The 24912-nt window shown below is 64.9% G+C and carries 19 protein-coding genes and 2 pseudogenes; 4 read left to right on the top strand and 17 right to left on the bottom strand.

Annotation, left to right across the window (positions count from 1 at the left end):
* Window positions 1-132 (top strand): annotated as a pseudogene (locus tag ASE30_RS28995) (IS256 family transposase); the annotation flags it as partial.
* A 1063-nt stretch (window positions 133-1195) separates the two neighbouring features.
* On the top strand, window positions 1196-2173 hold the full coding sequence (gene dapD / locus ASE30_RS15700) for a 2,3,4,5-tetrahydropyridine-2,6-dicarboxylate N-succinyltransferase (protein ID WP_057285235.1): 978 nt from the start codon (window positions 1196-1198) through the stop codon (window positions 2171-2173).
* A gap of 134 nt (window positions 2174-2307) precedes the next feature.
* On the opposite strand, the gene ASE30_RS15705 is transcribed toward dapD, so the two are convergent.
* The 17 genes from ASE30_RS15705 to ASE30_RS15785 form a co-directional block, all read right to left on the bottom strand.
* Window positions 2308-2925, bottom strand: coding sequence for a hypothetical protein (locus ASE30_RS15705; RefSeq protein WP_057285236.1), 618 nt, complete (start codon window positions 2923-2925; stop codon window positions 2308-2310).
* Window positions 2926-3050: 125 nt separating this feature from the next.
* Window positions 3051-3935 carry a class II glutamine amidotransferase gene (locus tag ASE30_RS15710; protein WP_057285237.1) on the bottom strand — a complete coding sequence of 295 codons (885 nt, stop codon included), beginning with the start codon at window positions 3933-3935 and terminating at the stop codon, window positions 3051-3053.
* A 142-nt stretch (window positions 3936-4077) separates the two neighbouring features.
* Complete coding sequence (locus ASE30_RS15715; protein WP_057285248.1) at window positions 4078-6141, bottom strand: UvrD-helicase domain-containing protein; 2064 nt, start codon at window positions 6139-6141, stop codon at window positions 4078-4080.
* A 203-nt stretch (window positions 6142-6344) separates the two neighbouring features.
* The gene (locus tag ASE30_RS15720; protein WP_057285238.1) at window positions 6345-8435 is read right to left on the bottom strand and encodes a primosomal protein N'; all 2091 of its coding nucleotides are present in this window, start codon (window positions 8433-8435) and stop codon (window positions 6345-6347) included.
* A gap of 353 nt (window positions 8436-8788) precedes the next feature.
* Window positions 8789-9862 (bottom strand): uroporphyrinogen decarboxylase, encoded by a 1074-nt coding sequence (gene hemE / locus ASE30_RS15725; RefSeq protein WP_057285239.1) that lies wholly within the window; start codon window positions 9860-9862, stop codon window positions 8789-8791.
* Window positions 9863-9987: 125 nt separating this feature from the next.
* Window positions 9988-10827 (bottom strand): helix-turn-helix domain-containing protein, encoded by an 840-nt coding sequence (locus ASE30_RS15730; protein ID WP_235515272.1) that lies wholly within the window; start codon window positions 10825-10827, stop codon window positions 9988-9990.
* A 217-nt stretch (window positions 10828-11044) separates the two neighbouring features.
* Window positions 11045-11470: a F0F1 ATP synthase subunit epsilon gene (locus ASE30_RS15735; protein WP_013391134.1), complete on the bottom strand. Its 426-nt coding sequence runs from the start codon at window positions 11468-11470 to the stop codon at window positions 11045-11047.
* Window positions 11471-11479: 9 nt separating this feature from the next.
* The gene (atpD, locus tag ASE30_RS15740) at window positions 11480-12880 is read right to left on the bottom strand and encodes a F0F1 ATP synthase subunit beta (protein ID WP_057285240.1); all 1401 of its coding nucleotides are present in this window, start codon (window positions 12878-12880) and stop codon (window positions 11480-11482) included.
* Between the two features lie 43 nt (window positions 12881-12923).
* Complete coding sequence (atpG, locus tag ASE30_RS15745; RefSeq protein WP_057285241.1) at window positions 12924-13829, bottom strand: F0F1 ATP synthase subunit gamma; 906 nt, start codon at window positions 13827-13829, stop codon at window positions 12924-12926.
* Between the two features lie 98 nt (window positions 13830-13927).
* Window positions 13928-15469: a F0F1 ATP synthase subunit alpha gene (atpA, locus tag ASE30_RS15750; RefSeq protein ID WP_057285242.1), complete on the bottom strand. Its 1542-nt coding sequence runs from the start codon at window positions 15467-15469 to the stop codon at window positions 13928-13930.
* Window positions 15470-15497: 28 nt separating this feature from the next.
* Entirely contained in the window at window positions 15498-16037 is a 540-nt protein-coding gene (locus ASE30_RS15755) for a F0F1 ATP synthase subunit delta (protein ID WP_057285243.1), read from the bottom strand.
* Between the two features lie 12 nt (window positions 16038-16049).
* The gene (locus tag ASE30_RS15760; protein ID WP_039882659.1) at window positions 16050-16520 is read right to left on the bottom strand and encodes a F0F1 ATP synthase subunit B; all 471 of its coding nucleotides are present in this window, start codon (window positions 16518-16520) and stop codon (window positions 16050-16052) included.
* Window positions 16521-16664: 144 nt separating this feature from the next.
* A complete protein-coding gene (gene atpE, locus ASE30_RS15765) occupies window positions 16665-16907 on the bottom strand; it encodes a F0F1 ATP synthase subunit C (protein WP_003815363.1) in 243 nt (80 codons plus the stop codon).
* Between the two features lie 119 nt (window positions 16908-17026).
* Window positions 17027-17908: a F0F1 ATP synthase subunit A gene (atpB, locus tag ASE30_RS15770; RefSeq protein WP_057285244.1), complete on the bottom strand. Its 882-nt coding sequence runs from the start codon at window positions 17906-17908 to the stop codon at window positions 17027-17029.
* Between the two features lie 83 nt (window positions 17909-17991).
* A complete protein-coding gene (locus tag ASE30_RS15775) occupies window positions 17992-18423 on the bottom strand; it encodes an ATP synthase subunit I (RefSeq protein WP_057285250.1) in 432 nt (143 codons plus the stop codon).
* A 334-nt stretch (window positions 18424-18757) separates the two neighbouring features.
* On the bottom strand, window positions 18758-20317 hold the full coding sequence (locus ASE30_RS15780) for a DUF1254 domain-containing protein (RefSeq protein WP_057285245.1): 1560 nt from the start codon (window positions 20315-20317) through the stop codon (window positions 18758-18760).
* Between the two features lie 255 nt (window positions 20318-20572).
* Window positions 20573-21349 carry an enoyl-CoA hydratase gene (locus ASE30_RS15785; protein WP_057285246.1) on the bottom strand — a complete coding sequence of 259 codons (777 nt, stop codon included), beginning with the start codon at window positions 21347-21349 and terminating at the stop codon, window positions 20573-20575.
* 28 nt (window positions 21350-21377) lie between these two features.
* Between ASE30_RS15785 and ASE30_RS15790 the strand changes: the two genes are divergently transcribed.
* Both ASE30_RS15790 and ASE30_RS15795 read left to right on the top strand, forming a co-directional pair.
* A complete protein-coding gene (locus ASE30_RS15790; protein ID WP_156407670.1) occupies window positions 21378-23153 on the top strand; it encodes a M61 family metallopeptidase in 1776 nt (591 codons plus the stop codon).
* 1609 nt (window positions 23154-24762) lie between these two features.
* A pseudogene (locus tag ASE30_RS15795) lies at window positions 24763-24912 on the top strand (IS256 family transposase); the annotation flags it as partial.

Below are 24912 nucleotides of genomic sequence, written 5' to 3' on the forward strand. Positions count from 1 at the left end.
GCCACCAAGCTGCTGTGGCTGGTCCTACGCAACATCACTGGGGCCTGGGGCAGCGCCACACACGACTGGAAGGCCGCTATGAATCAGTTCGCCGTGATTTATGCAGAGCGCTTCACTGACCCGTATCGCTGAGATAGCATCAATAGGCCTGATCCAAACAACGATCAGGCTTTTACTGCCTCAAACACAAAAATACTGACACTCCCTGCGATCCGGGTTCTTACCCAAATCTCACGCGTCCGCACGCCTCCTTCGGCCATGGGTGCCGGGGTGCCTCAGCACATGGATAAGACCTCGTCGAACGAGTGCCTGGCACCAATCCGCCGCTGGTTAAGCTNTCCGCACGCCTCCTTCGGCCATGGGTGCCGGGGTGCCTCAGCACATGGATAAGACCTCGTCGAACGAGTGCCTGGCACCAATCCGCCGCTGGTTAAGCTCGAGTTCGCCTCGCGGGGAAGTGTCAGCTACCGGCCGGCAAGCAGCGCAGCCAATCGTCAATTCAACCCCAACGCCCGATGGGCGGCGCGCGAGAGAATTTGCAGAAGCAGGCGGCTCGCCATCGCGCGCCGCCCATCACCGCCCCTCCCCCAACGGCGAGCACCCTTAGCAAACCGCCCACCGCATTCGCGAAAGCGAACACCCCCTCGACGACCCAATGCCGTATGCCGATTGCTGCCGCCCGCGCGGCTGCAATCGGCGTCCCCGCAGATTTCATTCCCTGACCACAGCTCTTGTAGCGCAACAAACCAAGAACCTCGTAGCGTAGCCCGGCGGCGCGGGCGCCGTGGTTGCGAGCAACCTCGATGCGCCCGAGGGAATCCGAAGGGAAGGCCGAAGGCCTGGACGAGGATGACGACGGGGCAGTCCGGAGCGAACGCTCCGGACCGCAATCGTGGGCGCTCGCAGCCACGGCGACCGCGACGTCGGGCGACCTACGAAGATCTTGGACAGGTACCTACGAAGATCTTGGACAGGTACCTACGAAGCACTGACACCACGAAGCACCAAAACCTACGAACTGCCAGAACCTACAAAGCACCAACTCCCGCAAAGCAACCTGCCACCCGCCGCAAGCCGCAAGCCGCCCAAGAAAACCACTAACGTAACACCAGAACCGCACAAACGTAATACCCCCACTCCCACAACACATTCGCCTAGAATGTCCCCCACCCAAAATCCCGCCCGCCAAATCACCATGTCCGACACCCCCACCAGCGCCATCGCCTACGGCCTGGCCACCATCGCCGCCGACGGTGCCGTCCTCGACACCTGGTATCCGCGCCCCTCGCTGGCCGACAACGCCCCCGCCACCGGCACGCGCCATCTGACCCCGGAAGAAGCCCGCGCCGCGCTCGGTGAACACGTTGCCACCTCGCTGGTCCGGGACACCCGCCGCAAGGTCGATATCGTTGCGGTGCGCACCGCCATCTCGTCGCTGGACGAGCCGCCCGTCGACGCCCACGACGCCTATCTGCGCCTGCATCTGCTCAGCCATCGGCTGATCCGTCCGCACGGCGCCAATCTGGACGGCCTGTTCAACGTGCTGTCCAACGTGGCATGGACGTCGGCCGGACCGTGCGCGGTGGATCAGGTGGATGCGCTGCGCTGGCAGTTGCGCGCGACGGGGCAGGTCCTGGAGATCCGCGGCGTGGACAAGATTCCCCGCATGACCGATTACGTCGTGCCCGCCGGCGTGCGGATCGCCGATACGGCCCGCGTGCGGCTGGGCGCGCATCTGTCGCCCGGCACCACCGTGCTGCATGAAGGGTTCTGCAATTTCAATGCTGGCACGCTGGGCGCGTCGATGGTCGAAGGCCGCATCAGCGCGGGCATGACCGTCGACGACGGCACCGACATCGGCGGCGGCGCGTCCATCATGGGCACCATGTCGGGCGGCGGCAAGCAGGTGGTCTCCATCGGCAAGCGCTGCCTGCTGGGCGCCAATTCGGGCCTGGGCATTTCGCTGGGCGATGACTGCGTGGTGGAGGCGGGCTGCTACATCACCGCCGGCACGCGGGTGCTGACGCCGGAAGGCGCCGTGGTGAAGGCGGTGTCGCTGGCCGGCCAGCATGGGCTGCTGTTCCGCCGCAACTCCCAGACCGGCGCGGTGGAGACGCTGGTCCGCACGGCCGCGTGGGGCACCTTGAACCCCGCGCTACACGCCGGGCATTGACTGAAAAATGGCCGCGCTGAACCGACGTCCGGAAGTCGGACGATCGGGCGCCAAAGCCCGAAGGTCTTGCAGCGGCCATTTACTACTTGGCGCGGCACGCGCTCCGTGCGCGCCGCCAGCGGGGCGATCCCGCGTCAGGCGTATTCCGCGGTCTGGCCGAGCTGGTCGTAAACCAGGTTCACGAACAGGTCGGAGCTGAGGATGCGCGTGGCAAGGCTCGAGAAGACCATCTTGCCGCTGTCGTCACGCAGGCTGACCGTTTCGGTCCAGTCATTGAGGTCGATGCGCTGAAGCGACTCGAACGGCCACGTGGCGGCGCCGATGTGCAGACCTTGGGCCGACAGGGACAGCTCGCGCGTTTCCAGGTCCGGAAAATCGCCGTCCACGATGTAGCGGAACGTGACGCGCTCGCCTTCGGCGGTCAGTGCGTCCAGTACGGGCAGGCGCCGCGCGACATAGTTCGAGCGGAACGCGTCCATGAACTTGCTGAATTCGTTGAGGCCGGACGCGACGGTCCAGGCATTGTCGGGACGGGTGCGATAGGCCAGGCTGTCGACCGGGCCAGAGGCCGCATCGGGTCCGGCGGCGAAAAGGCACAGGTCCTGGATATCCGAGAATGCGGTGTAGCTGCGGGCGTCGCCTTGGTGGCTGACAACGCCGTTTTCATGCAATTCAAAGCAATCCGGGGAGCTCCCCGTGCGCGTAAACACCGCTAATGCATCCGAGGCCTGCGGGGTTCGGCTATCTGTCATGCAACTTCCTTATTGAGTTAGGGTGCTTTCGCGGCCCAGGACGTCGCAAAGTCATGCGATCCGTATTCTCCCTTATATGAGGAATACGTGCTTGGTAACCCTTATTTACAAGAATTACCGGCGATTCAGGCGCCTGGGGGAATTGGCGCGAACGGATAGTGATTCACGTCGCCCCGTCCGGCGATGATGGCGGTGGCCTCGGGCACCTCTTCCCAGGCGCCGGGCACCTCGGAGAGCGGCTCCGACAGGAGCAGGAAGGCGTCATCGTCCAGTGCGGCGACCTGGGGATTGTCGGGGTAGAGCTCGCGCAGATGGCGCACGCAGGTGTTGTGGAACAGGGTGCGCGAATCGCCTTCGCTGGAATAGCGCACCGCAATCAGGCGCTTGCCGTCCAGCGCGCAGACCGTCATGTTGATGGGCTGCGCCACCCCGTGGCGCCGGCCGGCCTCTTCGACCGCGCCCACCATGCGGGCAAGCGCGGTGAGCGGATCCTCGTCCAGGCCGAAGGTCAGGGCCAGCAGGAACATTACTTCGGAATCCGTGGAGCCTTCCAGCGACCCGAAATACGCGGGCGCGATCATCAGCATCAGGTCGCGCCTGAGCAGCGGATAGTCGCGGATCAGCCCGTTGTGCACGAACAGCCATTGTCCGTGCCGGAACGGATGGCAGTTGGTTTCCTGCGCGGGCGTGTCGGTGGCCGCGCGGATGTGTGCCACGAAAAGGGGCGCATGGATGGCGCGCGCCGCCTCGCGCAGGTTGCGGTCGTTCCAGGCGGGATGCACGCTGCGGTAGCGGAACGGAGGCTCCGGGGGCCGGGGCTCGGCGGGCCGGCCATCCGTGGAACGGGCGGCCGGCGTGGGGCCGTACCAGCCCAGGCCGAATCCGTCCCCGTTCGTGGTCGTGGCGCCCAGCCGCGAATGCAGGCTCTGGTCGATCAGGGAGTGCTTGGCCTTGAACAGCACGCTCTCCATCTGCAGGGGACTACCGGTGTAAGCCAGCCAGCGACACATGATGCGCTCCTTCGTTCTGGACCTGACCAGTGTAGGAGCGAGCTGTAATGTTCCACAAGCGCGGTCCCGCCAGCGCGGCTCCCGGCCCCCCGAAGCACGCCGCCACTGGGCGGGCGGAACCATCGCGCAGGCGGCGTGGCCGCTACTTCTTCAGCAGCGCCTTCAGCATGGCCATGCGTTCCTTGGGATTCATGGCGGCCGTAGCCTCGTCTTCCTGCACGCGCACGTCGCCCAGCCCCATCTCCTCGATGAAGCGCGACGGTTCGCGCACCAGGTCTTCGCGCGCGCGGCGGCGCCGCTTGCACCAGCTCAGGTTGAGACTGCGCTGGGCACGCGTGATGCCCACGTACATCAGACGGCGCTCTTCCTGGATGCGCGTGGCCAGGTTTTCGGCCGCGCGCGCCGGGTCGCCGACCTCGTCGTCCTTGCCCAGGTGAGGAAGCAGCCCCTCTTCCACGCCCGCCAGGTAGACGTGCGGGTACTCCAGCCCCTTGGAGGCATGCAGGGTGGACATCTTCACCGCGTCGGGCTCGTCTTCCTCGCCGCGCTCGAGCATGGTGACCAGCGCCACGTGCTGCACGAGGTCGAAAAGCGTCATGTTGTCTTCTTCGGCCTTGCGCTTGAGCCAGCCCGTCAGTTCCAGCACGTTCTGCCAGCGGGTCTGCGCGGGCCGCTCCTCGAACAGCTCGAACAGGTGGCGTTCGTATTGAATGGCTTCGAGCAGGTCGTCCAGGATCGCGCCCGCGGGCTCGGCGGGCGCCGCGTCCTTGCCCGATGCCGCCCCCCGCCCCGCGCGCCATTGCATGCGGCGGATGAACTCCGCGAAGGTGCGAAGCTGTTCGAGCTGGCGGGGCGCCATCTGCGTTTCCAGCCCGGTTTCCGCCACCGCGGCCAGCAAAGAGATCTCGCGGCTGGCGGCGTACTGGCCCAGCGCCTGCAAGGTGGTCTGGCCGATGCCGCGCTTGGGCGTGGTGGCCGCGCGGATGAACGCGGGATCGTCATCGTCGTTGGCCAGGACGCGCAGGTAGGCCAGGATGTCGCGCACCTCGGCCTTGTCGAAGAAGCTTTGGCCGCCGGAGATCGTGTACGGAATCTTCAGGTTGCGCAGCGCCTGCTCCAGGATGCGCGACTGATGATTACTGCGGTACAGGATGGCGAAGTCCTTCCATTGCGCCTGGCGCTCGAAGCGCGAGGCCGACACCTTCATGGCGATGGATTCCGCCTCTTGTTCTTCGCCGTCCATGGCCGACACCAGGATGGGTTCGCCCACGCCCAGATCCGACCACAGCTTTTTTTCGAACAGCTTGGGATTCTTCTCGATCACCTGGTTGGCGGCGGCCAGGATGCGCTGTACGGAACGGTAGTTCTGTTCCAGCTTGATCAGCTTGATGTTGGGATAGTCGGTGGTCAGCTTGGCCAGGTTCTCGATGGTGGCGCCGCGCCAGGCATAAATGGCCTGATCGTCGTCGCCCACCGCCGTGAACATGGCGCGCGTCCCCGTCAGCAATTGCACCAGCCGGTACTGGCACACGTTGGTGTCCTGGTATTCGTCCACCAGCAGATAGCGCACGCGGTTCTGCCAGCGGGTGCGGACGTCCTCGTTGCTGGCCAGCAGTTGCGCGGGGATGCGGATCAGGTCGTCGAAGTCCACGGCCTGATAGGCGGCCAGCGTGGCGGCATAGCTGCGGTAGATATTCGCGGCCTCGATGTCGCCCGGCGTGACGGCTTCGCGGGCGGCGTCATCCGGTTCCACCAGCCCGTTCTTCCAGAGCGAGATGATGCCTTGCACGTGCCGCAGGCGGGCCTTGTCGGTGGTGGCCAGCAGTTCCTGGATGATCGCCATGGCGTCGTCGGCGTCCAGAATCGAGAACGTGGGCTTCAGGCCGGCATTGCGCGCCTCTTCGCGCAGCATCTTCACGCCCAGCGAATGGAAGGTGCTGATGATCAGGCCCTTGGACAGCTTGCGGTCGACCAGGGTCTTCACGCGCTCGTCCATCTCTCGGGCGGCCTTGTTGGTGAAGGTCAGCGCCACCACGTTGCGGCCCATGTAGCCGCATTCGCGCAGCAGATACGCGATCTTCTGCGTGATCACGCGCGTCTTGCCGCTGCCGGCGCCGGCCAGCACCAGGCAAGGGCCGTCCAGGTAAAGCGTCGCTTCCCGTTGAGCGGGATTCATGCCTAGGGCGATCGTTTGGCTTGCGGACATTGGCGTCAGAGAGTCATGCATCGCGCTGGCCGCGATGCCGATGCGGCCGGCAAGCACGGGGCTTGCGGCCGCCAGCGGCGGGCCGGAAATACGCGAGAAAATGGGGACGGGCGCGGCCGCCAAAACGGGCCTGCCGCGCCGGCGCGATAGAGGAAGAAGATCATAGAACAATCGGATCGATGGCGCATCGGCATGCGCCGCCGTCAGATTTCCAGCGGATCGACTTCGAGTTGCCAGCGTACGCGGGCTTCGTTGGCCAGATACGGCAGATGGTGCGACCAGGACGCCAGGAACGCCTGCAGCGCCGGACGGCTGCTGCTTTCCACCAGCAGTTGGGCGCGCTCGATGTTGGCCACGCGCACCACGCGCAGGGGCACCGGGTCATACAGCATGATCGCGTTCAGGCCAGGGAAATCGGCCGCCCACTCGCCTTCCGGCAACACGCGGGCCCGCTCCAGAAAGGCCTGCGCGACCTTGAGCTCGCGCGCTTCGGCGGTCAGCAGCGCCTGATACACAAAGGGCGGCAGGCCGGTGCTTTCGCGTTCGTGCAGCGCATGGCGCGCGAATCCGGCGTAATCGTGCCGCAGCAGGGCCTGATACACCGGCTGCTCGGGGTAGCCGGTCTGGATCAGCACCTCGCCGTTGCCCTGGTGGCGGCCGGCGCGGCCCGCCACCTGCATCAACTGCGCGAACAGGCGTTCGGGCGCGCGGAAGTCGTGCGCGAAGAGCATGGAGTCGGCGTTCAGCACGCCCACCAGGCCCAGGCGCGCGAAGTCGTGACCCTTGGCCACCATCTGGGTGCCCACCAGGATGTCGACCTCGCCCGCGTGCACGGACGCGAACAGCGCCTCGGCGCTGCCCTTCTTGCGCGTGCTGTCGGCATCGATGCGCAGGATGCGCGCCTCGGGGAACAGCTCGGCCAGATGCTCTTCCACGCGCTGCGTGCCGCGCCCCATGGGCGCCAGATCCTGGTCGCCGCACTCGGGGCAGGCGCGCGGCACGGGGGCCTGGTAGCCGCAATGGTGGCACTGCAGGCGATGGCCGCGTCCGTCGGTGCGATGCAGCACGGTAAAGGCGGTACAGCGCGGGCAGTTGCTGACCCAGGCGCAGGACTGGCAGTGCAGCACCGGCGAATAGCCGCGCCGGTTCAGGAAGATCAGCGACTGTTCCTTGCGTTCCAGCCGCTGGCCGATGGCCTCGAGCAGTTGCGGCGACATGCCATGCTTCATCTGCAGCCGGCGGGTGTCGACCAGCCGCATCGACGGCAGCGTACTGGACCGCGCCCGGCCCGGCAGGGTCAGGCGCAGGTAGCGGCCGCGCTCGGCGTGCTGCCAGGTTTCCAGCGACGGCGTGGCCGATCCGAGCACGACCGGGATGTTCAGGTCGTGCGCGCGCCACACCGCGAGGTCGCGCGCCGAATAGCGCAGGCCGTCCTGCTGCTTGTAGGACGCATCGTGTTCCTCGTCCACCACGATCAGGCCCAGTTTGCTCAGGGGCGCGAAGATGGACATGCGCGTGCCCAGCAGCATGCGGGCCTCGCCGCGCTGGGCGCGGGCCCAGGCCTGCACGCGTTCGCCGTCGGACAGGCCGCTGTGCATGACGGCGAGCCCTTCGGGGCCCACCAGGGCCTCCAGGCGGGCGCGCAACGCGCCCTCGAGCTGCGGCGTCAGGTTGATTTCGGGGACCATCAGCAGCACCTGGCGGCCGGCCGCCAACACCTGTTCGGCGGCCCGCAGGTACACCTCGGTCTTGCCGCTGCCCGTCACCCCATGCAGCAGGACAGGCTTGAACCCGGTCAGCGCGCCGATGGTGTCCACCGCGGTGCGCTGGGCGTCGTTCAGCTCGGGCGGCTGGTCGGCGGCGGCCCGCGCGCGGACGGTCTTGCGCTTGCGCCCGTCCAGCCGCGCCACCGGACCGCCCGCGGAACGCTTGCCCTGGTACGCCGTGGGCTTGCGCAGGGGCGGCGGCAGCGTTGGCAGCATCACTTCACCCAGGGGCCGCTGGTAGTAGTCCGCGGCAAACCGCGCCATCCGCAGCCAGTCTTCGGTCAGCGGCGGCAGGTCATCCAGCACTTCTTCGATGGGCCGGATCTGCTTGGGGTCGAATGAGGGTTCGGCCGGGTTGTCCACCACCACCCCGATCATCTTGCGCCGGCCGAACGGAACGATGACCCGCAGGCCCGCCGTGATCGGCGTATCGCTCCGGTAATCGAAGGGTCCGGGCAGCGGCACGTCCAACGCGACGCGCACCCAGCAGACCTCGGCCGGATTCGAATTCGCCTGCGTGTCAGACATGGGGGTTCGGACGGAGCATGTAAGGGAAAATGCCTAGCTGAAAGGATGAGACGCCGCAGGTCCGGCCTGCGCGGGAATGTGGCGCCAGGATGCACCGCCGAGAGATCCGAGCCTGTGGATAACTTTGGGGAAAAGGCGGGAGCAACATCAGAAAATGGAATATGGCAAGAATGCCCAAACTATTGCATTTCTGTTGAAAACTTGCTTTTTCATTTTAAAAACAATGGGTTGGCGCGGCTTTCAAGATTGTAAACCAGCTTATAAAGGGTTTCCCCCAAGCCGAATTTTATTGTGTACAAGTCCGTCGGCCGGGTCCGCCCGCTTCGGCCCTTGGAGCCGAAGCGTTCACTCACTTATCCCCGCAGCGACCGGCTGTGTTGGTGAACTTCATCGACCAGTTCGGCTACGGCGTCCGGCGGAGTGAAGCGCGAAATTCCGTGTCCCAGATTGAAGACATGGCCGCCCTTGCCCACCGGCCCGAAGGCGTCCAGCACCCGCCGCGCTTCAGCGCGGATGGCGTCCGCGCCGCCAAACAGCGCCATCGGATCCAGGTTGCCCTGGAAGGCCACCGCGTCCCCGGTACGGCGGCGGGCCGCCGCCAGGTCCACCGTCCAGTCCAGGCCCATGGCATCGCAGCCACAAGCCGCGATGTCTTCCAGCCATTGCCCGCCGCCTTTCGTGAACACGATGACCGGCACGCGGCGGCCTTCGTGTTCACGGGTCAGCCCGGCGACGACCTTGCGCGTGTACGCCAGCGAAAACTGCTGGAACAGCCCGTCGGCCAGAACGCCGCCCCAACTGTCGAACAGCATGACGGCCTGCGCGCCCGCGGCGATCTGCGCGTTCAGGTACTGCAACGTGGCCTCGGCGTTGATTTCGAGAATGCGGTGCAGCAGGTCGGGGCGCGCATACAGCATGGTCTTGATCAGGCGGTAGTCGTCACTGCCTTTGCCTTCCACCATGTAACAGGCGATCGTCCAGGGACTGCCGGCGAAGCCGATCAGGGGCACCTTGCCGTCCAGATCGCGGCGGATCGTGCCGACCGCGTCAAAGACATAACGCAGCTTGTCCATGTCGGGCACCGCCAGGCGCGCGACGTCTTGCTCCGTACGGATCGGATGGGCAAAGCGCGGGCCTTCGCCTTCGGCGAAGTCCAGGCCCAGGCCCATGGCGTGGGGCACGGTCAGAATGTCCGAGAACAGAATGGCCGCGTCGAGGTCGAAGCGCTCCAGCGGCTGCAGCGTGACTTCCGAGGCGTAGTCCGGGTTCTGCGCCAGGCCCATGAAGGAACCGGCGCGCGCGCGCGTCTCGCGGTATTCGGGCAGATAGCGACCCGCCTGGCGCATCAGCCAGATGGGGGTGTAAGGCACGGGTTCGCGCAGCAGGGCGCGCAAGAACACATCGTTCTTCAAACGGGGAGCGGACACGACTATCCTCGATGATCGGAAGCCGTGAGTTTACTTCCCCTGGCTGACAAGGCGGCGGTGCGGGCGCATCCCCGCTTGCGGCGGCGCAAGCGGCATGTCCGGGTACGTGGCGAAAGCCGCCGGGCCTAGAAGTCCCGTCCCTGCGCGGCCTGGCGATAGGGCGCGGCGTCGATGCCGTGCTTGCGCATCAGCGCCCAGAAGGCGCGGCGGTGCTTGGCGCAGGCCCGCGCGGCCTGCGCGACGTTGCCGCCGTGGCGCGACAAGGCGTGGCGGATGTATTCGCGTTCGAACCCATCCACCACCTGCGCCTTGGCCGCCCGAAAGGATTCCTGCGCCAGCCGCCGGTGCTGATGGCGCATGCTGGCCAATGCCTGTTCCACGACGTCGGTCGATACCCGTGGGCGCGGCGGCACGGGGAAACGCGCCCCGCCCGCGTCCCTTGGCGGTCCCAGGTAGCTTGCCGGCAGTTCCTGCACGCCGCCCTGCTGCACGCTGCCTTGCTGCGCGCCGCCCGCGCGGCCGGCATCGCGCCAGGCGGCGGGCCTTGCCAGGCGATCCAGCCGTACGCGCATGCTTTCCAGGCAGACGGGTTCCGCGATGAAGTCCGCCGCGCCCAGGTTCAGCAGATCCAGAATGGCTGGCGCCTTCATGTCGTGTATCAGGAGCAGGATGGGGGTGCTCAGCGCCTGGCTGGCCTGCTGCAAGGCCATGCGCGCCCAGGCCAGCGAACCCGGCGCCACCGGCAGGATGCAGCCGTCGTAGCGCCTGAGCGCCACGGCAAGCCGGACGAGCGCATCCGGGGCCGGCGGCGAGGCGTCCGCGCCGCTGGCGTGCGGCCGGGGCCCGAGCAGCACGGGGTGCAGCCGCACGCGCGTCAGGCGGGCCTGATGGCCATCCACCCAATCGTCCATTGCCCTTTCGTGGCCAGGTGCCAGCAGCACCCCGCAATCCAGCAGTTCTCGCACGGCGCCCTCTCCGTTCGCATCCCAAAGCTGAAGGCTACTGTTGCAGAACCCGCCTCGCTATTCGTAGTGAACGCAATGCGGTTGCCATCATTGCGCCGTCGCGGGGCCGGGCGCGCGAGCGGGCGCGAAAACGCGGACGCAAACGCGGGCATGAAAAAAGCGGCCCGAGGGCCGCTTTTTCCGAGTCCGGAGCAAGCTCCGGCTAATGCCTTGCCGCTCAGTGCGAGCGGCCGCCTTGGCGCAGCTTGCGCGCCGCGATGGCTTGCGCAGCCAGCATGGCGAGTTCGGCTTCGACAACCGCGATGTCAGCCTTGTCCTTGGCGTTCGCCAGGGCCTGTTCGGCCTTCTGGCGCGCTTCCAGGGCGCGGGCTTCGTCGAGGTCGGCGGCACGGATAGCCGTGTCGGCCAGGACCGTCACGCTGCCCGGCTGCACTTCCAGGATACCCCCGGCGACGAAGATGTTTTCCTCGCCTTGGTCGGCACGAACGATCTTGACCGTTCCGGGGCGTATGCGCGAGATCAGCGGGGTGTGGCCGGGCAAGATGCCCAGTTCACCCGCTTCGCCAGGCAGAACCACGAACTTCGCCTCACCGGAGAAGATCGCTTCCTCTGCGCTGACCACATCCACATGCAGGGTAGCCATATCGGTTCCTTATTGCAGTTTCTTGGCCTTCTCGAAGGCCTCGTCGATCGAACCGACCATGTAGAAGGCCTGTTCCGGCAGGGCATCGCACTCGCCGTCCACGATCATCTTGAAACCACGGATGGTTTCGGCCAGCGGGACGTACTTGCCGGGCGAACCGGTGAACACTTCGGCCACGTGGAACGGCTGCGACAGGAAGCGCTGGATCTTGCGAGCGCGGGCCACTGCCTGCTTGTCGTCGGGCGACAGTTCGTCCATGCCCAGAATCGCGATGATGTCGCGCAGTTCCTTGTAGCGCTGCAGCGTTTGCTGCACGCCACGCGCAACGGCGTAGTGCTCTTCGCCGACGACTTGCGGGTCGAGCTGGCGGCTGGACGAATCCAGCGGATCCACGGCCGGGTAGATACCCAGGGCGGCGATGTCACGCGACAGCACGACGGTGGAGTCCAAATGCTGGAAGGTCGTGGCAGGCGACGGGTCGGTCAAGTCATCCGCGGGGACGTACACGGCCTGGATCGAGGTGATCGAGCCCGTCTTGGTCGACGTGATGCGCTCTTGCAGCTTGCCCATTTCTTCGGCCAGCGTGGGCTGGTAGCCCACGGCGGACGGCATACGGCCCAGCAGTGCGGACACTTCGGTACCGGCCAGCGTGTAGCGGTAGATGTTGTCCACGAAGAACAGGATGTCGCGGCCTTCGTCGCGGAACTTCTCGGCCATCGTCAGACCGGTCAGTGCCACGCGCAGACGGTTGCCCGGGGGTTCGTTCATCTGACCGAACACCATCGCAACCTTGTCCAGAACGTTCGACTCTTCCATTTCGTGGTAGAAGTCGTTGCCTTCGCGGGTACGCTCACCCACGCCGGCAAACACCGACAAGCCGCTGTGCTGCTTGGCGATGTTGTTGATCAGTTCCATCATGTTGACGGTCTTGCCCACGCCGGCGCCGCCGAACAGGCCGACCTTGCCGCCCTTGGCGAACGGGCACACCAGGTCAATAACCTTGATGCCGGTTTCCAGCAGTTCCACCGAAGGCGACAGTTCGTCGAAACGGGGAGCGTCCTGGTGGATGCCGCGCTTTTCTTCGTGCACGATGGGGCCGGCTTCGTCGATGGGACGACCCAGCACGTCCATGATGCGGCCCAGCGTGCCGGTGCCGACCGGCACCGAGATCGCGGCGCCCGTGCCGGTGACCTTCATGCCGCGGCGCAGACCGTCGCTGGAGCCCAGCGCAATGGTACGCACCACGCCGTCGCCCAACTGTTGCTGCACTTCCAGCGTCAAGCCCTTTTCGGCGAACGAGGAACCCTCGTCGGCCAGGGTAAGCGCTTCATAGATCTTGGGCATCTGATCGCGGGGGAACTGAATATCCACCACGGCGCCAATGCACTGAACGATGGTTCCGTTGCTCATGTCGATTCCTTGCTTGATAGCTTTTGACGGGATGCTGCCTGCCTTAAACGGCGGCAGCGCCCCCTACGATTTCCGAAATTTCTTTGGTGATCGCGGCCTGACGGGTCTTGTTGTAGACCAGTTGCAGATCGCCGATGACCTTCTTGGCGTTGTCCGACGCCGCCTTCATGGCGACCATCCGGGCCGACTGTTCCGAAGCCATGTTCTCGGCCACGGCTTGGTACAGCAGGCCTTCAACGTAACGCTGCAGCAGGTCGTCGATCACGCTACGGGCGTCGGGTTCGTAGATGTAATCCCAGCTGTAGTCCGACTTCACTTCCGCGGTCTTGGCCAGGCGATCGGCGCCCATCTGGTACGGATCGTCCAAACCGCTGGCCAGAGGCAGCAGGCGCAAGAACAGCGGCTCCTGCTTCATCGTGTTGACGAAGCGGGTCGACGCCACGTACAGCGCATCGATGCGGCCTTCCAGATAGGCGTCGAGCTGCACCTTGATCGCGCCCAGCAGGCGGTCGAGTTGCGGCTTGTCGCCCAGTTGCACTTCCTGGGAAACCAGCTTGGCGCCGATACGGGTCAGAACGCCCACGCCCTTGCTGCCGAAAGCGGTCGCTTGCACGGCAACGCCGTTCTTTTCGAACTCTTTCAGCTTGCCCAGCATCACGCGAGTGATGTTGGTATTCAAACCGCCGCACAAACCCTTGTCAGTCGTGACCATGACCACGCCGACCGCCTTGATTTCGCGTTCGACCAGGTACGGATGGCTGTACTCGGGGTTGGCCTGCATCAGGTGCGCAGCAATCTCGCGCACCTTGGTGGCGTACGGGCGGCCGGCACGCATCCGTTCCTGCGCCTTGCGCATCTTGGATGCGGCGACCATTTCCATCGCCTTGGTGATCTTGCGCGTGTTTTGCACGCTCTTGATCTTGGTTCGGATTTCCTTAATTCCGGGCATTGCGCTTTCCTGTGAAGACTGGCCGATGGGTTCCGCTCGCGCCTCAACCATCCGGTAAGGATGGGTGAGGCGTCGCGGACGCCTAACCCATCACTTTCTTAAAAAGCACCGTGCTTCTTGAATTCCTGGACAGCGGTGGCCAATTCGGCCTCGTCGTCCTTGGACAGTTCCTTGGTGTCTTCGACGCGCTGGATCAGGGCCGCATGCTTGGCCTTCAGTTGATCCTTCAGCGACTTCTCGAACGACAGCACTTGGGCAACGTCCACGTCATCCAGGTAGCCGTTGTTGACGGTGTACAGCGTGACGGCCAGTTCCCACACTTGCAGCGGCTGGTATTGCGGCTGCTTGAGCAGTTCCACCACGCGCTTGCCGCGTTCGAGCTGGCGACGGGTTGCGTCGTCGAGGTCGGAAGCGAACTGCGCGAAGGCGGCCAATTCACGGTACTGCGCCAAGTCGGTACGGATACCGCCGGACAGCTTCTTGACGACCTTGGTCTGGGCAGCGCCACCCACGCGCGACACCGAGATACCGGCGTTGATGGCGGGACGGACACCGGCGTTGAACAGGTCGGTTTCCAGGAAAATCTGGCCGTCGGTGATCGAGATCACGTTGGTCGGAACGAAGGCCGACACGTCGCCTGCCTGGGTTTCGATGATCGGCAGCGCGGTCAGCGAGCCGGTCTTGCCCTTGACGGCGCCGTCGGTGAACTTCTCGACGTAGTCTTCGTTCACGCGGGCTGCGCGTTCCAGCAGGCGCGAGTGCAGGTAGAACACGTCGCCCGGGTAGGCTTCGCGGCCCGGCGGACGACGCAGCAGCAGCGAGACCTGGCGGTAGGCCCAGGCTTGCTTGGTCAGGTCGTCATAGACGATCAGGGCGTCTTCGCCGCGATCGCGGAAGTATTCGCCCATCGTGCAGCCGGCGTAGGCGGCCAGGTACTGCATGGCGGCCGAGTCGGAAGCGGTGGCGGCCACGACGATGGTGTATTCCATCGCGCCGTGCTCTTCCAGCTTGCGCACCACGTTGTTGATCGTGGAAGCCTTCTGGCCGATGGCGACGTACACGCAGGTGACGCCCTTGCCCTTCTGGCTGATGATCGTGTCGACGGCCACGGCGGTCTTGCCGGTCTGGCGGTCGCCAATGATCAGTTCGCGCTGGCCGCGGCCGATCGGGACCATCGAGTCGATAGCCTTGATGCCGGTTTGCAGCGGCTGCGACACCGAGCGGCGGGCGATAACGCCAGGCGCCACTTTTTCGATGATGTCGGTAGCCTTGGCGTTGATGGGGCCCTTGCCGTCGATCGGCTCGCCCAGCGTGTTGACCACGCGGCCTTTCAGTTCGGGACCAACCGGAACTTCCAGGATGCGGCCGGTCGTCTTGACCTGGTCGCCTTCGGAAACGCCGGTGTAGTCACCGAGAATAACGGCGCCCACGGAATCGCGCTCGAGGTTGAGCGCCAGACCGAAAACGTTGTTGGGAAATTCGAGCATTTCGCCCTGCATCACGTCGGACAGGCCGTGGATGCGGGTAATACCGTCGGTCACGGACACGACGGTGCCCTGAGTACGGACATCAGCCGAAGCGCCCAGGCCCTCGATGCGGCTCTTGAGCAGTTCGCTGATCTCGGAGGGATTGAGTTGCATATTGACTCCTGGAATCCTGTTAGTAGCCTTAAGCGGCGAGCTGATCGCGCATGCGGACCAATTGGGCTTGTACGGAAGTATCGAGCACCTGGTCGCCGACGGCCACGCGCACGCCGCCGATCAACGACGGGTCGACGGTAACGCTGGGCTTGAGCTTGAGGCCGAATTTTTGTTCGAGCGCGGTGACCAGTTCTTTGACCTGGGCATCGCTCAACTCGAACGCGCTGGTGATTTCCGCCTGCGCCGTGCCATCGTGACGATTCCGCAGCGCCGTGAATTGCGAGGCGATGTCGGGCAGCAGCAGCAGCCGGTCGTTTTCGACCAGCAGCTCGATGAAATTGCGGGCGGCTTGCGGCAAATCGGCCTTGATCAGGCCGGTAAACAGGTCGACGCGCTGCTTGTCACCCAGACGCGGGTCGGCCATGGCCTCGCGCACGTCGGGGTTGGAGGCGACCTGCGCCAGTTCGCTGACCAGGTCGGCCCACGCCGGCAAGCCGGCTTTGTCGTCGCGCGCTGCGCTGAAGAGCGCTTCAGCGTAGGGCCGGGCAACAGTGGAAAGTTCAGCCATGACGGTCCCGGATTAAAGCTGCGCGCGGAGCTGGTTCAGCAGCTCGGCGTGAGCGCGGGCGTCAACCTCGCGCTTGAGGATCTGTTCAGCACCCTTGACGGCCAGCGCGGCGACATCGTCGCGCAGCGCATCACGGGCGCGCTGGACTTCCTGCGCGGCATCCTGGGCAGCCTGCGCCACGATACGGGCGCGTTCGGCTTCCGCTTCACGGCGTGCCTGCTCGATCAGGGAGGCGGCTTGCTTCTCGGCCTCGATGATGCGTGCGTGGTTTTCGGACTTGGCAGAAGCCTCGATCAGACTGACGCGCGCCTGGGCTTGAGCCAAGTCGGCTTTGCCCTTCTCGGCGGCGGCAAGGCCGTCGGCGATTTTTTGGCGGCGCTCGTCCATCGCCTTCGTCAGAGGAGGCCACACGAATTTCATCGTGAACCAGCCCAGAACGAAGAACACGAGCATCTGGAAAATGATCGTCGCGTTCAGATTCACGGTCGTTCCTTTAACACCTTGCGGCTCCGACCGCACCCGGAAAGGGGCGTCACGGAGCACTCGATACTTTGCTGACCGGCGACGGAGCGTTTGCCCTCATCGCCGCCAGCGTCATGACCCACCTATTTGCCGGCGGGCGGTGCCTTATCCGACGAACGGGTTGGCGAAGGCGAACAGCATGGCAATACCCACGCCGATCAGGAATGCCGCGTCGATCAGGCCAGCCAGCAGGAACATCTTCGTTTGCAGAGCGTTCATCAGCTCAGGCTGACGAGCCGAGGCTTCCAGATACTTGCCGCCCATCAGTGCGATGCCGATGCAAGCGCCGATAGCGCCCAGACCGATGATAAGACCGCATGCGAGGGCAACGAAAGCGACGTTGGTCATGACAACTCCTTGGTTAGAAATCTGAAGTCAAAAATTGAAAAATAAGAGGTACAGCTCAATGCAAGATAATCTTGCTATCCAGCGCTGGCCGGGTGGCCAACGCCGGAAATTCGGGGGGATCAGTGGCCTTCGTGAGCCTGGCCGAGATACACCAGCGTCAGCATCATGAAGATGAAGGCCTGCAGCAGAACGATCAGGATGTGGAAGATCGCCCAGATGGAGCCGGCCAGGATGTGGCCGATGCCCAGGCCGATGCTGGCGCCATTGAAGCCGGTCCAGGCGCCGCCCAGCAGGGCGATCAGCATGAACAGCAGTTCGCCGGCGAACATGTTGCCGAACAACCGCATGCCCAGGGAAACGGACTTGGCGGCGTATTCGATCAGGTTCAGCAACAGGTTGAACGGAGCCAGGACGATGGCGGCAAGGCCATGCGCGTGGAACGGCGCGGTGAACAGTTCCTTGACGAAACCACCCGGCCGCTTGATCTTGATGCCGTAGTAGAACATCAGCAGCAGCACGCCCAGCGACATGCCCATGGGCACGTTCAGGTCGGCGGTGGGAAGAATGCGGTGGTAATAGAGCGGATCGCCGTGTTCCGCGCCCAGGCCGGTCAGGCGCCAGATCGAGGGCAGCAGGTCAACCGGCAGCAAGTCCAGCGCGTTCATCAGGATGATCCAGAGGAACACGGTAAGCGCCAGCGGGGCGATGAAAAGACGGCTCTTGGCGTTGTGGACAATGCCCTTGGCCTGGTCGTCGACCATGTCGACGATCATTTCCACGAATGCCTGGAAACGGGTGGGGACGCCACTGGTGGCGCGGCGCGCGGCGCGCCACAGGAAGAAAATGACGATCAGGCCCATCAGGCCGGACCAGAACAACGAGTCGTAATTGATGATGTCGAACTGAGCAATAGCGCTCTGTTTCTCGCCGGTACTGTTCAGATGCACCAAGTGATGCTGAATATACGCGGACTGAGGCGACACGTCGCTGGCAGCAGCCATTTGAATCCTACCCTATTTGCTGTATGCCCGGCCCTTGCGAGCCGGACGATTCCACGATTTCGTTTGCCGCAACTTACTCGGCGCTAAGACAACTTGCGGAACATCAGAAGCAGGAGATAGCCCTTCAATGTGAGTATCAGACCGAGCAGCGCGGCAGGCCAAACCAGCCAGTCCTGCGCCACACGCGAAAGCAGCCCCAACAGCAATGCCGTTGCGAACAACTTGAACAACTCACCAGAGAGAAAGGTAAAGGGACTGGCCTTACCGGCCCGTACGCTGAAAGCCAGGCGCAATGCGAACAACGCATTGGGTATGAAATACGCTCCTGCCCCCGCCAGCGCCGACCAACCTGCCGCCGCCCCTCCGACAACCCCCGCAATTACCGCTGCTGCGAGCCCCATGGCGCCTTGCGCCGCCAATGCCAACAGGAGCCCGCGGCTAGCTTGAGCATCCAGCGCCGCGCGATCCGCGTCACTGAGAATCAGAACCTTATCAACCATGGCTTTATCCAACATGTCCGGATCCATCAATTCCTGGCCCAGACTCTGCTCGTGCTGCATGGAGTTCTGTTGCATCAAACTTCCCCGCTAATTTCCCCCGCCAGAACCGACGCGCTTTTTTAGGCGCATGTTCTTATCCCGCAAGCGTCAAACCCGCAGAGTATAGCGTGATTCTTTTTACCCGAGCAAATGAACTTTCGGGTGTTTGTAAGGCGCCGACAACACCGCCGCCGGGCAAAAAAGGGGACGTGAATGCGTCATGGCCGGACGTGCTCGGGCTTTGCGCAAGCGCCGCCTGAAGAAAGCGCGGCCTCCCGTCAGGAAGGCCGCGCGCCGTGACCATGAAAGGTCAGTCTTCCTTGACCGGCGGGGGGGCCCACTGCCCGTCCAGCGCCGTGTCCTGCGGCCAGTACAGGCGCATGCTGAGCAGGAACGGGCCATCGGCGGCCGGCGTGCTCACCCAGTTCGCGCGCTTCGATTCGCCAGGATCGCGCCGCTGGATATAGATGTCCAGCGAACCGTCTGCGTTGTACTTCAGGCCGTCGGTGCTGCGCACCACGTAGCGGTTGGCCGGATTGTCGGCGAAACCGTACTTGTCGTTATAGACATGCAGCGACCAGAACGCGTTGGTGGGCGGCAACTGGCCCTTGTCGAAGTGCAGCACGTAATCCTCGTTGGAATTCAGCGCGCGCCCCTTGGCATCGGACACGGTGACCGGATACAGCACGTCTTCGGGCGTCGGGGCGCCCAGGCCCGCATAGGCGATGGCGGCGCGGCGCGAGTAGTCCGTGCCGTAGGTGCCGATGCCGGTCAGCACGGTGTTCCATCCATTGATGGGCGTGCCCAGGCGCGAGACGCCATCGGCGATGCGGCGGCCCGCCAGCGGCTGGGCGTCGGTCAACGCCTGCTGCACCGCCGGACTCAGCCGGCCATAGGAGAACGGCTGTCTGTCGTCCAGGCCGATGCGGCGCATGCGGTCAAGCATGGGGGTGTCGTTGGCGTGGGGCGGGTTGTTGCGCAGCACATCGAAGAACACCGCGAAGAAGGCGGATGCGTCCATGCCGGCGACCTGCTCGGCCGGCGTGCCGTCGGGCACCGCCGCCGGCGTGGGGGTGGGCATGGACAGGCCGCTGCCGATCGGTTGCGAACCCACACCCGCTCCGGTCTGCGGATAGACCGTGCCGGCGTTGCGGTTGCGGTAGGGTGTCGACGACGCCACCGGCACGGCCAGCGGCCGCGCCGTCATGCCGGACTGGATCTGATTGACCGCCGCGTAGTCCTGCGGTCCACCGGCCTGGGTCCAGCCGATGAGCCAGCCCGTGGAGGTGGGACTGCGGATCACATCGACGCCGGCCGGAACACTGCCCTGCCAATTGGGGCCGACGATGGCGAAGGATTGCGCGCCGCTGCCATTGGTGCGCGTCCCGCGGGACGCGAACACGTCGCTCCACATATCCAGCGCGGACAACACGGTGTAGCGGCCGCCGGTGTCGGGCAGATTGACGATCAGGGGCGCGTTGGCGACGTCGAACCACAGGCTGGAGTAAAGCGCGTCGGCGCTGGGCCACGGCGTCTCGACCGCGCGCGGGTCGGGAAAGGCAGCCTTGTGGCCGAACTGGTTCACGGGCGCCTTGCCATCCAGCGGGCTTTGCACCGCCGTGGCCGTGCGGCGCGCCAGCTCCATCAAGACCATGGGATATGCGTAGACATAGGCGTCGATAGCGGTATCGCGCAATTCCTGTTCGCTCATCCGCGCGGCGGGCGCCGGCGCGGAGGGGTAAGGCGTCTCGGACACCAGGCGCAGAGAGGGGCGTGGCGATTGAGCCTGGGCGGCGGAGACGAAGCAGACGCTGAGTGCGCCGGCAAGCGCCGCCGCGGACAGCCGGCGGTTAGCGATAAATGTACGCATGCAAGCTCCTTCTTGGTTTTGTTTGCAAGCGAGCCGCCGCGCGGGACTTGGCCAGTGTGGGCAAGCCGCTCTGGCGCGGCACCTCGGGATGACGCTCATCCAGGATAGGGAAGAAGTCTGCAACAAGGTGCTGGGCAGACGTTTCAAGGCGCAACGCCCTGGCCGGCCGCCGCCGCACGAAAAAAAGCGCGCCCACAGAGGGCGCGCCAGGATAATCAGCAGTTACCAGCGCGGTTCGCGCGGGCGTAACAAGCCTTAACGGTGTTTAAAGTCCGGTTTGCGCTTTTCCGTGAAAGCGGCCATCCCTTCCTTTTGGTCCTCGGTCGCGAACAGCGAATGAAATACGCGGCGCTCGAACAGCAGGCCTTCGTTGAGCGAACCTTCGAAGGCGCGGTTCACGCATTCCTTGGCCATCATGGCTGACGGCAGGGACATGGACGCGATCACCGTGGCGGCGTCCATTGCCTCTTCCATGAGCTTGTCGGCGGCCACCACGCGCGACACGAGGCCGGCGCGTTCGGCTTCCTCGGCGCCCATCATGCGGGCGGTCAGCGCCAGGTCCATCGCCTTGGCCTTGCCCACCGCGCGCGGCAGGCGCTGGGTGCCGCCGGCGCCCGGGATGACGCCCAGCTTGATTTCGGGCTGGCCAAACTTGGCGGTGTCGGCGGCGATGATGATGTCGCACATCATGGCCAGTTCGCAGCCGCCGCCCAGCGCATAGCCGGCGACCGCGGCGATCACGGGCTTGCGGATGCGCTTGAGCGTTTCCCAGTTGCGGGTGATGTATTCGCTGCCGTACACGTCCATGTACGACCAGTCTTTCATGGCGCCGATGTCGGCGCCCGCGGCGAAGGCCTTTTCGCTGCCGGTAATGACCACGCAGCCGATGTCGGCGTTCGCTTCGAAAGCCAGCAGCGCCGCGCCGAGCTCATCCATCAGTTGATCGTTCAGCGCGTTGAGCGCCTTGGGGCGGTTCAGCGTCAGCAGGCCGACACGGCCCCGGGTTTCGACCAGTACAAACGACTCGCTCATTGAATGTCTCCAGTAATAAGATATGCGCATGAAAAAACCAGATGCCGCTTCTCCCGTACTTTACCGCCTTGCGCCCCACGACCCCGCCGGCCACCGCTACCGGATAACCCTAACGATCGACTCGCCTTCCGCCGAAGGCCAGCGCCTGTCCCTGCCGGCCTGGATTCCGGGCAGCTATCTGATCCGCGATTTTTCGCGCCAGATCGAATCGGTGTCCGCGCATGCCGGCCCGCGGCGGGTGAATGTCGACAAAATCGACAACCACACCTGGCAGGCCGCGCCCTGTGACGGTCCGCTGCGGGTGGAGTACGTGGTCTATGCCTGGGACCTGTCGGTGCGCGGCGCGCATCTGGACGAAACCCACGGCTTCTTCAATGGCACCAGCGTTTTCCTGCGCGTGCATGGCCAGGACCACCTGCCCTGCCTGGTGGACCTGGCGCCGCCGCGCGGCATCGAGGGCTGGAAGGTCTACACCAGCCTGCCCGAAGCCCAGGGCCACAAGGGCGCAGCCCGCCGCCACGGTTTCGGCCTGTACCTGGCGCCGGACTACGACGCGCTGATCGACCATCCCGTCGAGATGGGCACGCCGCAGGTGTCGCGTTTCGTCGCCCATGGGGCCGAGCACGAACTGGTGTTCACCGGCGTCGCGCCGAATCTGGATCTGGCGCGCATCACCGACGACGTGAAGAAGATCTGCGAGACACAGATCGCGTTCTTCGAACCGCGCACGAAGCGCGCGCCGTTCCTGGACAGCACCGACCGCTACGTCTTCATGACGATGGTGACGGGCGACGGCTACGGCGGGCTGGAGCATCGCGCCAGCACGGCGCTGATGACGGCGCGCAAGGACCTGCCGGTGCTGGGCCAGCAGGGCCAGGGCGAGGGCTACCGGGGCTTTCTGGGCCTGGTGAGCCATGAGTACTTCCATACCTGGAACGTGAAGCGGATCAAGCCGGACGCCTTTGCGCCCTACGATCTTTCGCAGCCCGACCTGACGCGCCTGCTGTGGGTGTTCGAGGGCTTTACGTCCTACTACGACGACCTGCTGCTGCTGCGCTCCGGCGCGATCACTCAGGCCGACTACCTGCGCCTGCTGGCCAAGACGATCACGAACGTGGCGCGCACGCCCGGCCGCGCCAAGCAGTCGGTCGCGGAAAGCTCGTTCGACGCGTGGACGCGCTATTACAAGCAGGACGAGAATTCGCCCAATGCGCTGGTCAGCTATTACACCAAGGGCGCGCTGGTGGCGCTGGGCCTGGATTTGCTGATCCGCCAGGAAACGTCGGGCGCGCGTTCGCTGGACGATGTGATGCGCTTGCTGTGGGAACGCTATGGCCGCGATTTCTACCGGGGCAAGCCGCAAGGCCTGCCGGAAGACGGCCTGCCGGCGCTGATACGCGAGGCCACCGGCGTGGACACGCGCCGCTTCATCGCACGCCATGCCTACGGCACCGCGGATGTGCCGCTGGCGCAGATGCTGGAGCCGCACGGTGTGTCGCTGAAATGGAAAACGGCCGCCAACATCCCGTCGCTGGATGTGCGCGCGCGCAAGCAGGGCGATTCACTGATGCTGGCAACGGTGCTGGAAGGCGGGGCCGGACATAAGGGCGGCCTGTCCGCGGGCGACGTTCTGGTCGCCATCGACGGGTTAAGGGTGGATGCGCCGGCGGGGCTGGATCTGCTGCTGGGGCAGTATCGGGTGGGGGATCGGGTGACTGTGCATGTGTTTCGGCGGGATGAGTTGAGGGAGTTTCGGGTGCGGTTGGGTGGGCCGGAGGCTTTGGAGTGTGTGTTGGGGGGGTGAGCTGATTTTTGGTTGTCGCGGGGGTTAAGTTGTTTTTAGCGTCGGCTGAGTTTTTATGACGCCTGGCGTGGCGGGGGCCTGGGGGGTGCGGGGCTGCGATTGCGGTCCGGAGCCTTCGCTCCGGACTTCCCCGTCGTCATCTTCGTCACGGCCTTCGGCCGTTCCTTCAGATTCCCTCGGGCGCATCTGACGCCCCGCACCCCCCAGGCCCCCGCCACGCCAGGCTCTGGTGGTTTCAGCTTTACGGGCGCTGGGGCGAGTTGGGTTCTTTAGGTTCTTGCCCACGGTGGGGGGTAGAGGAATATCTTGCGGTGCCCGCCCCCGGCCGGCCGCGCTGGCGGCCTTTGGGGGCTTACGTGGTGTCTTGCGTCGTGGCTACGACGCTTTGCGTGTGGCTGCTTTGTGGCTGGGTTCTTGCCGCGATTTTTGAGGTGTTGGAAGATCTGGCGGGGAAAGATCTCGCGTTGCTCGCCCCTGGTCGGCCGCGCGGGCGGCCTCGGGGGCTTTGGTGGTGTCTTGCGGTTGGTGATGCCGCTGCGCGAGTGCGGGAGATTTCGGTTGCGCTGCCCGCCCCAAAACGGCCGCCCGGGCGGCCTTTTGGGGCTTACGCGGTGTCTTGCGTCGTGCCGATGACGCTTCGCGTGTGGCGGCGTGCGTGCCCGCCCCAAAACGGCCGCCCGGGCGGCCTTTTGGGGCTTACGCGGTGTCTTGCGTCGTGCCGATGACGCTTCGCGTGTGGCGGCGTGCGATCCGGGTTCTTACCCAAATCTCACGCATCCGCACGCCTCCTTCGGCCATGGGTGCCGGGGTGCCTCAGCACATGGATAAGACCTCGTCGAACGAGTGCCTGGCACCAATCCGCCGCTGGTTAAGCTNTCCGCACGCCTCCTTCGGCCATGGGTGCCGGGGTGCCTCAGCACATGGATAAGACCTCGTCGAACGAGTGCCTGGCACCAATCCGCCGCTGGTTAAGCTCAAGTTCGCCTCGCGGGGAAGTGTCAGCTACCGGCCGGCAAGCAGCGCAGCCAATCGTCAATTCAACCCCAACGCCCGATGGGCGGCGCGCGCGAGAGAATCTGCAGAAGCAAGCGGCCCGCCATCGCGCGCCGCCCATCACCACTCCTCCCCCTGTTGACGGCGTCATTAGCACACCACCCGCCGCATTCGCGAAAGCGAACACCCCCTCAACGACCAAACACCCATATGCCGATTGCTGCCGCCCGCGCGGCTGCAATCGGCGTCCCCGCAGATTTCATTCCCTGACCACAGCTCTTGTAGCGCAACGACCCCAGACACGCGTAGCCCGGCGGCGCGGGCGCCGTGGTTGCGAGCAACCTCGATGCGCCCGAGGGAATCNCTCCCTGACCACAGCTCTTGTAGCGCAACGACCCCAGACACGCGTAGCCCGGCGGCGCGGGCGCCGTGGTTGCGAGCAACCTCGATGCGCCCGAGGGAATCTGAAGGCAGTCGCCGAAGGCGACAACGAAGATGACGAGAGGGTAGTCCGGAGCGAAGGCTCCGGACCGCAATCGTGGGCGCTCGCAGCCACGGCGACGGGAGTGTCATAAATTTTGTGTTTGAGGCCTAACATGTTGCTCAAGGAGCATGTATGGCTACCAAGACAAAGACACCGCTGAGAGAACTGCCGGCGATTCCCGCCGAGCTGGTTGATCAATTCGTCAAAGGCCCGATGACCGCCGAGGCGGTGCAGGACCTGTCGATGGCGTTCAAGAAGGCGCTGATCGAACGGGCCCTGGGC

This window comes from Achromobacter sp. Root83 (genome assembly GCF_001428845.1).
Lineage (GTDB): Bacteria > Pseudomonadota > Gammaproteobacteria > Burkholderiales > Burkholderiaceae_B > Achromobacter.